10 protein-coding genes are annotated in these 14,041 nt (G+C 45.6%); 7 read left to right on the forward strand and 3 right to left on the reverse strand.

The window, feature by feature from the left end; all coding sequences use genetic code 11:
* Positions 1-357 precede the first annotated feature (357 nt).
* The 6 genes from R50345_RS11505 (at position 358) to R50345_RS11530 (ending at position 8,778) form a co-directional block, all read left to right on the forward strand.
* Entirely contained in the window at positions 358-4,296 is a 3,939-nt protein-coding gene (locus tag R50345_RS11505) for a galactose-binding domain-containing protein (RefSeq protein ID WP_042126647.1), read from the forward strand.
* A gap of 159 nt (positions 4,297-4,455) precedes the next feature.
* On the forward strand, positions 4,456-5,376 hold the full coding sequence (cysK, locus tag R50345_RS11510; RefSeq protein WP_042126649.1) for a cysteine synthase A: 921 nt from the start codon (positions 4,456-4,458) through the stop codon (positions 5,374-5,376).
* 20 nt (positions 5,377-5,396) lie between these two features.
* The gene (locus R50345_RS11515) at positions 5,397-6,353 is read left to right on the forward strand and encodes a hypothetical protein (RefSeq protein ID WP_042126651.1); all 957 of its coding nucleotides are present in this window, start codon (positions 5,397-5,399) and stop codon (positions 6,351-6,353) included.
* A gap of 244 nt (positions 6,354-6,597) precedes the next feature.
* Positions 6,598-7,416: a sensor histidine kinase gene (locus tag R50345_RS11520; RefSeq protein ID WP_042126653.1), complete on the forward strand. Its 819-nt coding sequence runs from the start codon at positions 6,598-6,600 to the stop codon at positions 7,414-7,416.
* Entirely contained in the window at positions 7,413-8,078 is a 666-nt protein-coding gene (locus R50345_RS11525) for a response regulator (protein ID WP_042126655.1), read from the forward strand. The genes R50345_RS11520 and R50345_RS11525 overlap by 4 nt, the downstream gene beginning before the upstream one ends.
* Positions 8,079-8,130: 52 nt before the next feature.
* Entirely contained in the window at positions 8,131-8,778 is a 648-nt protein-coding gene (locus R50345_RS11530) for a DUF1775 domain-containing protein (RefSeq protein ID WP_076117857.1), read from the forward strand.
* Between the two features lie 216 nt (positions 8,779-8,994).
* On the opposite strand, the gene R50345_RS11535 is transcribed toward R50345_RS11530, so the two are convergent.
* From R50345_RS11535 to R50345_RS11545, 3 genes are read right to left on the reverse strand one after another with little or no spacing between them, the layout of a single operon-like run.
* The gene (locus R50345_RS11535; RefSeq protein WP_042126657.1) at positions 8,995-10,962 is read right to left on the reverse strand and encodes a CotH kinase family protein; all 1,968 of its coding nucleotides are present in this window, start codon (positions 10,960-10,962) and stop codon (positions 8,995-8,997) included.
* A gap of 29 nt (positions 10,963-10,991) precedes the next feature.
* Positions 10,992-11,720: a DUF4956 domain-containing protein gene (locus R50345_RS11540; RefSeq protein ID WP_042126659.1), complete on the reverse strand. Its 729-nt coding sequence runs from the start codon at positions 11,718-11,720 to the stop codon at positions 10,992-10,994.
* Between the two features lie 2 nt (positions 11,721-11,722).
* Positions 11,723-12,436 carry a polyphosphate polymerase domain-containing protein gene (locus R50345_RS11545; protein WP_042126661.1) on the reverse strand — a complete coding sequence of 238 codons (714 nt, stop codon included), beginning with the start codon at positions 12,434-12,436 and terminating at the stop codon, positions 11,723-11,725.
* Between the two features lie 219 nt (positions 12,437-12,655).
* On the opposite strand from R50345_RS11545, the gene R50345_RS11550 reads away from it, so the two are divergent.
* Complete coding sequence (locus R50345_RS11550) at positions 12,656-13,897, forward strand: purple acid phosphatase family protein (RefSeq protein WP_042126663.1); 1,242 nt, start codon at positions 12,656-12,658, stop codon at positions 13,895-13,897.
* Positions 13,898-14,041 lie beyond the last annotated feature (144 nt).

A 14,041-nucleotide genomic window follows, 5' to 3' on the forward strand; every position in this document is an offset into this window, starting at 1 on the left:
GCTTCAGAGAGTTAAGAGGGAATTTCCCGCTGCTCTCTGAAGCTTTTTTTGTTTGGTTGAACGTAATATCCCACATACTAAGCATAGAAATCGCCATCGACGTCAACCTACCTATAACTTATATTATTACCATTATTAGTTAGTTAGTGGTCAACCTCTGGATATAGATCGGAGACTTGAAAAGTGAGAGTTAAGGAAACAAGAGGATGACTGGCAGCTAATAATGGTGTGATTGTTAAGTCTCGTCGAAACACTATCAGATCTATTTTAGGAGGCGGATGTCTATAATAATACTATTTTGAAAGCGCATTCTTAATAGCTGCATAGCTTCACAAATCTTTGGGAGGTGGTTCTCTAATGATAGCAGCTTCTAAAAAATTTACAGGTAAACCGACAGTAATGTATTTTTTGATTGTAATCTTATTTTTAGGTCAGTTAGCGTTATATCCCTCAGTGAGTTTAGCTGCGGGAAATTTAGCCCAAGGGAAGAGTATTACTTCAAGCTCATTCGGCGATGTTTATGTAGCAACTAATGCCAATGACGGCAATCAAGGAACATATTGGGAAAGTGTAAGTAACGCATTCCCGCAATGGATTAAAGTGGACTTAGGCGAAGTGAGCAGCGTCAATCAGGTTGTTCTAAAACTGCCGGCGAACTGGGAATCTAGAACCCAAACATTGTCGGTGGAGGGAAGCTCTGATGATTCTACTTACACTAACTTAGCAGCCTCTGCCAATTACACCTTTAATCCAGCAAGCGGTTCTAATACTGTGACCATTAATTTTACAGCTGCGAGTGCTAGATATGTTAAATTGAACTTCACGGCAAATACAGGCTGGCCGGCAGCACAGCTATCGGAATTTGAGATTTATGGTAGTACAACTACACTCCCAACGACAGGATATGAAGCGGAGAACGCTGCCTTATCCGGTGGAGCAAAAGTCAATACAGATCATACTGGTTATACCGGAACCGGATTCGTAGATGGCTATTTGACACAAGGAGCAACGACTGCCTTTAGTGTTAATGTTGCCTCTGCTGGAAACTATGATGCCGCCTTAAAATATGCAAATGCTTCAGGGAGCACTAAAACAATAAGTATTTATGTCAATGGGACTAAAATAAAGCAATCTTCTCTTTTAAATCTGGCCAACTGGAATACATGGTCTACAAAGGTTGAAACGCTAGCCTTGAATGCTGGTGCTAATACGATTACTTATAAATATGATGCAGGTGATACTGGAAACGTGAATCTGGATAACTTGATCCTTACTCCGTCTTCAGCACCGACAGCAACACCGACACCGACACCGACACCGACACCGACACCGACACCGACACCGACACCGACACCGACACCGACACCGACACCGACATCGACACCAACACCAACACCAACAGCAACACAAACACCGACACCAACGCCAACACCAACGCCAACAGCAACGCCAACAGCAACACCGACACCAACGCCGACAGCTACTCCAACACCCGGGACAGGTTCTAATCTGGCATTGAACAAAAGTATAACTGCGTCCTCTTCAGTCTTTACTTTTGTACAGACGAATGCGAATGACGGGGATGTAACCACTTATTGGGAAGGTGCGGGAGGAAGTTATCCGAACACATTAACGGTTAACTTGGGTAGCAATGCTGATGTTACATCAGTAGTTCTAAAGCTGAATCCTTCATCGGCTTGGTCCACACGTACTCAAACCATTCAAGTGCTTGGACATAACCAGAATACAACGGCTTTTACTAGTCTTGTACCCGCTACCGTCTATACCTTTAATCCGGCAAGCGGCAATACAGTGACGATTCCGGTAACGGCTACAGCTAGTGAATTGCAGCTGAAGATCACCACTAACTCTGGTTCAAGTGCTGGACAAATTGCCGAATTTCAGGTAATTGGTACACCATCTGCGAATCCAGACTTGACGGTGACTGGTCTTACATGGACTCCAACATCTCCCATTGAGACGGATGCCATTACTCTTAATGCAACAGTTAAGAATATCGGGACTCTAGCATCTGCTGCAACTAATGTGAATTTTTATTTGGGCACTACACTTGTAGGTACTAGCCCAGTAGGTGCTCTAGCTGCTGGCGCATCAACGAGCGTATCTCTTAATATGGGGGCAAAAGATGCGGCAACCTACTCATTAAGTGCAAAGGTCGATGAGAATAATACTGTTATTGAATCAAATGAGGGAAATAATAGCTTCACTAGCCCGACTTCCCTTGTAGTTGCACCTGTATCGAGTTCTGACCTGGTTGCTTCCTCCGTCAGTTGGACACCTGGAAATCCAGCAGGCGGCAACACTGTAAGCTTCTCTGTTGCCATTAAGAACCAGGGTACAGCAGCTTCCGCGGGTGGGGCGCATAACATAACTTTGACGGTTTTAGATGCTACTACGAATGCGGTAGTTAAAACTCTTACAGGCACCTATAACGGCGTGATATCAAGTGGGGTAACCACAGCACCTGTAGCTCTCGGTAATTGGACAGCAGGAAATGGCAAATATACTGTGAAGAGTGAAATTGCAGTAGATGCTAATGAGCTGCCTGTGAAACGGGCTAATAATATTCAGACGCAGTCACTGTTCATTGGTCGAGGAGCGAATATGCCTTACGACATGTATGAGGCTGAGGATGGGGTGATTGGCGGCGGAGCTGTGAAGCTTTCAGCTAACCGGACCATCGGCGATCCTGCAGGTGAGGCTTCAGGCAGAAGAGCAGTCACGCTGAACACCACAGGCAGCTATGTTGAATTCACGACAAAAGCCAGCACGAACACTCTGGTTACTCGTTTCTCAATTCCTGATTCTGCGAGTGGTGACGGCACAAATGCTACGCTTAACATCTATGTTAATGGTGTCTTTAGCAAAGCTATTAACTTAACTTCTAAATATGCATGGTTGTATGGTTCTGAGACAAGTCCTGGCAATTCGCCAAGCGCAGGTTCTCCACGGCATATTTATGATGAAGCTAACATTATGTTTGACAGCACGATTCCGGCAGGAAGTACGATCCGTTTACAAAAGGATAGCGCTAACACCTCTCAATACGCCATTGATTTCATCAGTCTAGAGCAGGTTTCACCGATCGCTAATCCAGATCCGGCTAAATACACTGTTCCAGCAGGCTTTACGCATCAGGATGTTCAAAATGCACTTGATAAAGTGCGCATGGACACCACAGGAAATCTCGTAGGTGTGTATTTGCCACCAGGTAACTATCAGACCTCTAACAAGTTTCAGGTCTACGGCAAGGCAGTGAAGGTAATCGGTGCGGGTCCTTGGTATACAAGGTTTATTGCTCCAACTAACCAAGAGAATACCGATGTCGGCTTCCGCGCCAGTGATACAGCCAATGGATCTACCTTTGCGAATTTCGCTTATTTCGGAAACTACACATCACGAATCGACGGCCCTGGTAAAGTATTTGATTTCTCCAATGTGGCGAATATTACGATCGATAACATTTGGACCGAACATCAGGTATGTATGTACTGGGGAGCTAACACTGATAATATGGTGATTAAAAACTCCCGTATCCGTAACACCTTCGCTGACGGCATTAATATGACTAATGGCAGCACGAACAACCTCGTGTCTAATATTGAAGCCCGGGCAACCGGTGATGATAGCTTTGCATTGTTCTCGGCGATTGATTCCGGCGGTGCAGATATGAAGGACAACGTCTACGAGAACCTCACTTCAATCTTGACTTGGCGTGCTGCCGGTGTAGCTGTCTATGGCGGATATGCAAATACCTTCCGTAACATTTATATCGCGGATACGCTTTGCTACTCCGGGATTACGATTAGCTCGTTAGACTTTGGATATCCGATGAACGGTTTCGGAGCTTCACCGACTACGAATTTTGAGAATATTTCTATTGTTCGTGCAGGCGGGCATTTCTGGGGCGCGCAGACTTTCCCGGCGATTTGGGTATTCTCGGCCTCCAAGGTCTTCCAAGGTATTCGAGTTAATGATGTGGATATCATTGATCCAACCTATCATGGCATCATGTTCCAGACCAACTATGTAGGTTCCACTCCACAATTCCCAGTAACAGATACCATCTTTAATAACGTTACAATTACCGGTGCACAGAAGAGCGGCGATGCTTTTGATAGCAAATCCGGGGTGGGTATCTGGGTGAATGAAGCTGCTGAGGCAGGTCAAGGTCCAGCCAGAGGCTCAGCAACCTTCAACAATCTGAAGATTACGAACACAGTAACGAATATTAAGAATAATACATCTACCTTTACCATTAACGTGAATCCGTAAGTTGTAGACCAGCATTCAGTTATGATGAAGCCGCCTACCCATAAGTATGGGAGGCGGCTTTTTAAGGTTCTTTAAGTTAGGACTGCAAGTTCCAGAATCGACAGGAGATGCCGCTCAAGTTACAATAATGGGAAGTACAGAAATGAAGGAGGCTCTAGGATGACACCCCTTGTTGTTAACAATATAACAGAGCTTATTGGGAATACACCGGTTGTGCGGCTGAATCGGTTGACCACACCCCAAGATGCAGAACTATATGTGAAGCTGGAACGCTTCAATCCCAGTGGCAGTGTAAAGGATAGAGCAGCTTATAATCTGGTCCTGCAAGCGGAACTAGACGGGCTGCTGAAACCTGGAGGAACCATTATTGAGCCGACAAGCGGAAATACAGGCATTGGATTGGCTATGAATGCCGCTGCAAAAGGCTATAAAGCGATTCTTGTCATGCCTGACAATATGACGAAGGAACGAATCAATATTCTAAAAGCTTATGGAGCTGAAGTTGTGTTGACTCCTGCAGCGGAGCGGATGCCGGGGGCTATAGCAAAAGCAATCGAGCTAGGGAAAGAAGTGGCGAATAGCTTTATTCCACAGCAATTCGAGAATAAAGCGAATCCTGACATTCACCGAACAACGACAGCTCTTGAAATTATGGAGCAAATGGAAGGGAAGCTGGACGTGTTCGTTGCATCTTCGGGAACAGGAGGCACAATTACTGGAACTGGGGAAGTGTTGCGTGAGCAGCTTCCGGATATTCGTATTCTTGTTGTTGAACCGCAAGGCTCGCCAGTGTTATCCGGTGGAAAGCCCGGACCGCATAAGCTGGTTGGAACCAGTCCGGGCTTTATACCCGCCATTCTGAATACGAAGGTCTATGATGAAATTGTTCAAGTTTCGGATGAAGATGCACTGAATACCGTGAGAATGCTGGCAGCACAGGAAGGGATTCTGCTTGGCCCATCAGGTGGCGCCGCAGTATGGACAGCATTGCAGGAAGCACGGCGCCTCGGGGCCGGCAAGCGAGTGCTATGTATTGCACCTGATGCGGGGGAACGTTACCTGAGCATGGGAATATTCTAACTTCGTTTGGAGGAATAAGAATGAATAAGCTCATGGTAAGTTTCTTTATTGTTCTTATGTTGGTGGGTTGTTCTAGCAACAACTCTTTGACCAGTGATGGGGATCATGCTGAGTCTACACCTGAACAAAGTGCGGAAACTGTACTGCCTTCTCCAACTCTTCCTTCAAGCGCAGAGCCATTACCGACTCCAAGCAAGCAGAAGACTGATGCTTATCTAGACACTGATAAGCTTAAGACGAGTTTTGGCTTTGCGGATGCAGAGGGGCGGAATATTCTAGTCACGGGGCATGAACAAGGGCTGGATCAGGAAATGGCACAATTAAATGAAGCCATTGGTGATCAGGGTAAAGTGTTAAAAGTGAAATTTAACAAGTGGCAGGATGGAACAGCGGATAGCAATGGCCGGGAGATGGCGCATAATTTTGTGAATCTGGCGGGGTATCTTTTTACGGTGGAAGAAGCAAGTGCGACCCCGGATGAAACCTATTATTTGACGGATCAAGCAGACTTTAAGGTTGATGCGCTTTTGCCTATTGAATCTATGAAGGGCCAACAAGCTTCCACTGTAGAAGTAAGTGTTCGGCAGCGTATTGTAGATACGAAAAACCGTGAAATTCAGAACATATGGAAGCTTGCAGAGCTGTCTACAGATCGGCAGTTGTATCTTGTTCAATTCGTGAGGCTGGATCAGGATATGTTATTTAGTCTCGTCTGGAAAGAAAAAGATGAATTTACCTTTATGGACTATCCTGCGGTGATTCAAGGGGATGAATATTCAGTCTGGCGGGTGGATGATGGCGGAGAGGTTATGCCTGAAATGTTCTCCATTCTTTTTGCTGCCGAAACCTTAAATGGTCCTCTTCTTGGATTAAATTGGTGGGGATCAGAGGGAGTAAATACTTTTTTTCTGAAAAAAGAAGGAGATTTGTTTAAGGAAATGGACATCCAATATGGACGTTATACTTCTCCAATATAGGTAGGGCTTCACGTAAAAGTAGAAATGATTGGGTACATCGTGAGATGTATCTTTTTTTTGCTACAATATAAGAAAGCTTGCTTGTGATATTATAAATGACAGCATTCACCTTTTAAAATACTTAAATTTGTAACATTAACAGCTTTATATAGCCCGATCGAGTCATGCAGCTGGGATGAGACGGTGATAATGTTAAGCATAAGATGTGCGGGAGGGGACGGCAACGTATAAACGAATAAAGTACATGATCCTGTTACTGCCAACGTTTATGGTAGGAATCTGGGAAGTCGTACGCCATCAGTTTCTAATGCCTTATATTTCAATGGATTTAGGGAACTACTTGACACCGGTTCTCGTGTTTTTAGTCAGTCTTGTATTACTCGTCCCATTGTTCTCTCTTATGGAGAGGAATCAGCGGGAGTTGGAGCAGGAACGTGCGCTTAAGGAAGCAATGAAGGCCCGGGAAGGTCTAGCCAAGGAATTGCATGACGGGATGGCGCAATCTTTATTCCTTTTATCTGTCAAAATCGACCGTCTAGAAGCAAACCGCAAGAACGGTGAAGTCAGTGAGGAAAGTGTGAATCAGATTAAAAAGACGGTCCATGAGGTGAACCGTTATGTGCGGCAAGCCATCGCTAATCTGAAGATTCCGGTCTCTGAGCAGAGTTCTTTTTCATTGGAACAGTCGGTAAAAGACCAGCTAGCCCAGATGGCTAATGAGATTATGATCGAAGCCTCGCTCGATTGGAGTCTGGAAGATGATGCGCTCTCTCCTTCGGAAAAATCAGAATTGTTATCCTGTATCCGTGAAGCGATCATTAATGTTCGTAAGCATACACGAGCGGGGCTGGTTTCAATTACTGGCACTGGCGATGAGAAGAGCTGGAGAGTAGTTGTTGCAGACAACGGAGAAGGATTTCGGCATGATCCATTTGAAGGGAGTGGCAGCTACGGACTTCAGATCATGAAGGAGCGTGTCGAGGGGATGGGATGGAAGCTTAGGCTGATATCCGGTGACACAGGCACCCAGGTTGAAATTACGAAGGGGGATGTCAGTCCATGAGCCGATACCGAGTTTTAGTTGTGGATGATCATGCGCATGCGCGTGAAGCGATGTGTGAGATTTTGTCCATGGATGATAGTTTTGAGGTTATTGGTGTGGTGGAGAGTGGTGCTGAGGCGATCGCTTTCACAGCGCAATGGATGCCTGATCTCATTCTAATCGATATTCAGATGCCGGTGATGGACGGGCTAGAGACGACTCGCCGGATCAAGCAGGAATATCCCTATGTCAAAATCGTTATCGTTACGGTATCGGATGAGATTTCCCATCTCCTCGAAGCGCTGAAGCAAGGAGCACAGGGGTATTTGCTAAAGAATCTGGCACCTTCCACCTGGATTCAATATTTGCAGGCTATTGTTAATGAAGAAGCACCGCTTAGTCGGGAGCTGGCTTTTCAAATCTTGAAGGAGTTCACCGTGCCCTCTGTAACAGATGAAGGGGAGTCGTTGACGGCAAGAGAGAAAGAAATTTTAAGCTGTGTATCTTCTGGATCCAAGAACAAGGAGATTGCCGTGAGCTTGGGGATTTCGGAGCATACCGTAAAAAATCATCTGAAGAACATCCTCCAAAAGCTTCAACTCCAAAATCGAACACAGTTGACGCGTTATGCCTTGGAACAAGGGCTTGCTTCGCGTAAACGGGATTTTCCCAAGGAGATATAGTGGTTTGTTAAATGACGAAATTTATAGGATTACTTATGAGAAGGGGCTAATTATGAACAGATTATCTCGCAAAATAATGACTTTATTCGCACCAGCTGCCGCCACACTATTGTTGTTTGCAGCCGTAGCTAGTGCGCACGTAACTGTGGCACCAGCACAATCCAGTACCGGAGCATGGGAGACCTACACGCTTAAGGTTCCTTCGGAAAAAGATGTGGCAACTGTACAAGTTGATCTGCGCGTTCCAGCAGGTGCAGAGTTTAAACAATATGAGGCTACACCCGGATGGGATGTTACCATTGAAGGGAATAAGGTTAGCTGGATAGCTAATGGTGAGGGCATTCAGAAGGGGCAATTCCAACGCTTCTATTTTACGGCCAAGAACCCTGATGCCGCTGGCGACATTGCATGGGATGCTTATCAGCACTATGCCGATGGAAGCTTGGTGCAATGGTCCGGCGAGGCCGGAACAGAGAATCCACACTCTGTGACCTCGATTGTGCAAGCCGCAGCAGGGGATGAACATTCTCACGGTGCTAGTGCCGTGGGAGATTCCATGAGTATGGAAGAGCACAACGCTATCATGAAAGATGAAGAGAAGTCAAACAGTGTCAACCCAATGGTCTATATCGCAGTCGGGATATCATTACTAGCTTTTTTAATAGCGGCCATTAGTATATTACGTGGGCGGAAAGAGTAAGAACTAGTTGTATTCCGTGATCATTGTTGGAGATTTTGATAAGAAAAAAGTTTGAGATGAAAACCGAGAACAGTTCCGAGCGAGATATGGAACTGTTCTCAGTAGTTTGTATGTGTAGATTTGGAAATATGATCTTTAAGACATGAAAGAAGCCCCCGTCAATTAACGCCGGAGGCTTCTTCATGTCTTTTTTGTTGAGGATAGTTTCTTGCTTTTCTATAACCGTTTGCGTTTATAGAAGGTTACAAAGATTGCGGTTAGTAGCAGAAGCAGGATTGCGACCCCAGTAGTGATGGCTTCACTCGTGCTGCCTTTTTGCTGCATGGCCCCACCGCCACCAAAGTCGCCTCCACCCATACCACCAGGCATGCCGCCACCAAAGCCGCCACCGCCAGGACCGTTTCCGCCTTCAGGGATAGTTGGACCACCCATGGCACCAGGCTCACCGCCTGCGCCTCCATTAAATCCGCCTTGAGCAGCTTGCCCGTCAGTGTTGTCTTGCCCACCTTGAACGGCCTGCCCGTTGGCGTTGGTCTGTCCACCTTGAGCAGCCTGCCCGTTAGTGTTGGTCAGATCACCCTGAGGCGCTTGACCGCCAGCTGCTGCTTGCGTGTTACTGCCAGGACCTGCACCGGCATCAGGAATAGCGGGTCCGCCCATGGCGCCGGGCTCACCGCCTGCACCCTGAGGCGCCTGCCCATCAGTAGCTGCTTGCCCGCTTACGGCGTTCGGCGCAGTAGCGCCATCAACAGTGGTAGTGCTCTCGGTCTCCGCGCCAGCCACTTGCCCGTTACTCGCGGCGTTCGCGCCTTGTCCGGCACCAGTGGCACCTGCAGCTGCACCATTTCTAGCGCCACCGCCAAAGCCGCCGCCGCCCATGCCGCCACCCATACCACTTCCCGATCCGTCACCGGAGGAAGGGATGGTGCCATCGAGCTGCTGCTGGATATTTTTCGCCATATTCGACATGAAGGTCTTAACAGATTTAATCCCTTCTTCATATTGCTCGAAGGTGTAGAAAGCTGAAGGATCCGCTTTGACATAGCTGGAAATCATCATGTCCAGCTGGTCCATCCGAGTTTGGAACGTGTCGTCCGCTAGATAACCATTAATCATCTCGCTGACAATCTCGTGATATTTCGCTTTATATTCATCATTAGCCAGCAGCTTGGCAATCAGTGGCCGTTCTGCCAGTGCGCCTTGAGTAGGCTCATCAATCAGCACATCTGCGCTGCCCATGCCGCCAAAAGCCATATTATAATCCCACGGCAGGATGGAGAAGACCCCATCGTCTTCATATAAGTAATAATTTTGCTTATTACCACCTAGATAACTGTCCATATTAGCTGTTACCGCATTTAGAGCGATATACTTCAGCGACTCCTCTACGTCGATGTATTTTTCATAATCGGTGCCGTTATTAAGCTCATTCAGCATATCGATCAGAATATCATCGTTGGATTTATCCGACTTCATTACCAGTCCAGTATAGAGAGATGGATCATCACCAAGCCAAGTCAAGTCACTGCCTTGACCAGTCATTACTCCTTTATAAAGTGCACCGTAAGAGTTCCCAAAGTTACGTTCCAGATAAGCGTCGCTGATCTGTTCCACCGCGAGGTAGAAGCCCTTCAGTTCATCGTTGACGTACACATTGACGAAGGAGTATTTCGGTGTAGGGAGACCGACACTCTCAGCGAGCTCATAGGTCAGGAATTCACGCATATAAGAAGCATCGCTGTAATTGTTATTTAGGTTGATCTTAGTGATGCCGAATAAATTCTGGTTCACATATTCATCAAAAGAGATTTTGAAGCTGTAGCGATCAGAATCTGTCATCTGTACTACACTTCTCAGGCTAAGATTTCCTTTGGTTCGAACGGCTACGTTATCGAATTTGATCCCGTTATACTCAACAGAAGCCATTTTGTATTCTTCAGCACTGGCATTGTCCAGCATATCCTGAAAATCGTCCGGGTCCAGGGTGATTTTGACATCCACGACCTTATCTTTAGGAAAGACCTGCTCATCTAGATTTTTTTCATCGCTCGAAATGACCTTCTCCTGATTATCAGATGTTGACTCGTTTGTTGCAGATGGACTTGCGTTCTGGCACCCAGCTACAGCGATGACCAGCAGCAGGCAACAAAGAGTCAGCAGGATAGACTTACCTCTTGCTTTCATCTGGGGCACCGCCTTTCATCATATTGTGTTTAGGATACATAGTCGCCGCTATAGCTGATTAGAAGTGCATTTTTGACTCCTTTTAGATCGGAGACTGTATTGACAAAGCCACCTACTTTATCATCCAGACGAAGCTCCAGTGTCAATTCAATATTGTTTGCGGAAACGGTTTTCTGCTTTACATTATAGCGTTTTACTGAGTTGGTGATATGGTTGTGTACTTCGCGTTCACTTTCATCACCATCACAGTTAATAACTAGCAAGTATGGAGTTTCGATAGAAGAATGTTTGATGAACAGGAACAGAATTAGACCGATGATGATTGAACCAACAATTGCTAAAGTGAAGAAGCCTGCTCCGGTTACGATGCCTGCGACTGCTGCCCAGAACAAAAAGATCAAATCAGTTGGATCTTTAATAGGCGTTCTGAAACGAACGATAGACAATGCACCGACCATACCGAGGGACAGCACAAGGTTAGAATTGATCGCGATAATAACAGTGGCAGTAATCATGGTCATGCCTATGAGCGAGACGTTGAAGCTTTTGGAATATAACACTCCGCTAAAAACACGTTTGTAGAGAAGATAAATGAAATATCCGATTAGGAAAGCTACCCCCAAGGTGATGAGCATCTTCGAGATGCTTATGTCGGATACAAAGTTGTCGATCACCGAGCTTTTAATAATATCTGTAAAAGTATTTGTGGTTGTATCTGTTGTTGCGGTTGCTGCTAGCGTTGCTAGTGATGCATTCATAATCAATAATCCTCCCAAGTGTTGGTTTTTAAGAATTTGCGGCAGATTACATATTTTGAAGCGGACTGTCTGTTCAACCCTTCTAACTGCAGCGCAATTTTAATGTACTCCGGAATGTACTCATCGAATTTCACTTCAAAAATAATGAAGTTCTCATCAATCGCTCGAATCGGATGTAAATCCTTATCAAAAATATCCGTCGAATGCAGACCGGTACGTAATTCCTTATCGAATGTAATCCGCACGTTACCGTTCTGACAAACATAAGGCTCACGAACGTAATCGACGATGACCTTAGGCCGCAGTAGGTTGTGACGCATCTGATGGTATAGTTCCATGAACAGCGGACTGTCCGGGACATTCAGGACCTCATAGTTGCCTGCCATGATCTCGTCGTACATTTGACGGGTCAGCGGCTCTTTGATTTTGGCGATATAATCGTCCATTTTGATTTTTTTCTCAAAGTGAATAATGTTGTCTTGAATGTTGTAGATGCGAATACGGTATTTGGCGCGTTCTCTGAGACCACCGAGTTTGTCGGCAAGCGCCGAGTTGTTGATGTCGTCAAAATATAAACTGCGAATATGATATTCGCCACTCTCATTGGCGTGCTCGTCTGTATCAATCAAGCTCTGCAATCGCTGGCGCAATATAAGGTATTGATGATAGTTAATGAAGAATTTCAGCTCATGCCGGAATTGAAGCTTGTTACTCATTTTCCCACCTCGTTTCTATCTCTTTCTCTGTCGTTGGTTGACCTTCTTGCACAACTAATTCTAGGAGACAGACCTTATGCTTAACTTAAAATAGACTGAATGTTAGCTGAATGTTTTACACTGCGTTAACAAAAGTATGGAGGTATAGATTTGACTTCTGACTTTCTGGAAGGCTATCTTAGTTAGAAGACTAGAGAGAGAAATGAAGGAGGAGCCGTGATGAAAGACTATAAATTCGCCATTATCCTAGGGCTAGTAGTGATTGTATTGATCTTGGTGGCTGTTGGGATGGAGTGGTCCAAATCCGGGAGCTCCGCGAAATCATCAACCCCGTATGATCTTGTTACCACCTTTAAAGGAGATGCTGGAACGAGTCGTGCTTTCACTTGGTATACTAACGATTCCAACACCGCAGGAGTTCTGGAGTTGGTCAAGGGACGGAGTTCTTCTTTTGCAAATTCGGATGTATTAAGGGTAGAAGCAGATAGTAGCTCAATAAAAACAGACAATGGTACTAGAGGTGTTCATAAAGCGGAGGTTACGGGACTTGAGCCGGGGGCAATGTATTCTTACAGAGTGGGTAGCGGTGTTGAGGGGGAATGGAGTACAGTTTCGGAATTCACCACGGAAGAGAGAGGACTAGACAGTGCTACATTTATCAACGTTACGGATTCCCAAGGGGATAGTGCGAATGATTTTAAACTGTGGGGGAAGACATTGAGCAAGGCTTTTCAGACCTTTCCAGAGGCCAAGTTTATTGTTCATAATGGTGACATAACGGAGAACCCGGAGGATTCGGCGGGCTGGGATCAATTTTTTGGGAACGTGCAAAGCTTGATTTCTGGAATACCCTTAATGCCTGTTACAGGAAATCATGATGAGGTGGATGGCGATGCGACAGACTTTACTTCCCATTTCAACCTGCCTGATAACGGGGCAAAGGGTTCCATTGCAGGCACTTCTTATTCTTTCGATTATGGTCCTGTGCATGTATCTGTATTGAATACGGAGAGTAATTTAAAAAAGCAAGCCGAGTGGCTGAAGCAAGATTTAAAGGGCACGGATAAGGAATGGAAGATCGTTGCGATGCACCGTCCGGCTTACGGGGGGAATTCATATAAGAAGGTTGAAGATTGGACGGATATTTTTGACGCGTATGAGGTTGATTTGGTACTACAGGGTCATAATCATGAGTACTCCAGATCCTACCCGTTACGGGCTGGAAAAATCATTCCTGAAGGTGAGAATCCGGTAGGTGCTAAAAAAGGTACGGTATATGTGGTAACCAATGCTTCTGCTGGGAAGTTTAATGAGAAAAAAGAAGATCAGTTCTATCATGCGGTGCATTTTCAAAACTACAAGCAAATGTTCGCAGGGATTAGTGTTGCCGGTAATACTCTGACCTATCAGGCTTATGATGTGGATGGGAAGATGCTGGATGAATTTGTGCTCACGCATTAAGCAATAGCAGCTTTCTTCGCCCTTAGGGTGGAGAAGGCTTTTTTTAGATTCTTTTGATTTGAGCGGCTATTCCTTAGTTGGTTTTGAAAGCAAACGTAAGTGAGAAGATGGCTGTGTTTGTGAAATGTAATCTGTAGTGTGAAA

The sequence above is a fragment of the Paenibacillus sp. FSL R5-0345 genome (genome assembly GCF_000758585.1).
Classification (GTDB): Bacteria; Bacillota; Bacilli; order Paenibacillales; family Paenibacillaceae; genus Paenibacillus_AQ.

Excerpts from the sequence above, each read along its gene's own strand:
- R50345_RS11505 (WP_042126647.1), top strand. The coding sequence starts at position 358 with ATGATAGCAGCTTCTAAAAAATTTACAGGTAAACCGACAGTAATGTAT.
- cysK (WP_042126649.1), top strand. The coding sequence starts at position 4,456 with ATGACACCCCTTGTTGTTAACAATATAACAGAGCTTATTGGGAATACA.
- R50345_RS11515 (WP_042126651.1), top strand. The coding sequence starts at position 5,397 with ATGAATAAGCTCATGGTAAGTTTCTTTATTGTTCTTATGTTGGTGGGT.
- R50345_RS11520 (WP_042126653.1), top strand. The coding sequence starts at position 6,598 with ATGATCCTGTTACTGCCAACGTTTATGGTAGGAATCTGGGAAGTCGTA.
- R50345_RS11525 (WP_042126655.1), top strand. The coding sequence starts at position 7,413 with ATGAGCCGATACCGAGTTTTAGTTGTGGATGATCATGCGCATGCGCGT.
- R50345_RS11530 (WP_076117857.1), top strand. The coding sequence starts at position 8,131 with ATGAACAGATTATCTCGCAAAATAATGACTTTATTCGCACCAGCTGCC.
- R50345_RS11535 (WP_042126657.1), bottom strand. The coding sequence starts at position 10,962 with ATGAAAGCAAGAGGTAAGTCTATCCTGCTGACTCTTTGTTGCCTGCTG.
- R50345_RS11540 (WP_042126659.1), bottom strand. The coding sequence starts at position 11,720 with ATGAATGCATCACTAGCAACGCTAGCAGCAACCGCAACAACAGATACA.
- R50345_RS11545 (WP_042126661.1), bottom strand. The coding sequence starts at position 12,436 with ATGAGTAACAAGCTTCAATTCCGGCATGAGCTGAAATTCTTCATTAAC.
- R50345_RS11550 (WP_042126663.1), top strand. The coding sequence starts at position 12,656 with ATGAAAGACTATAAATTCGCCATTATCCTAGGGCTAGTAGTGATTGTA.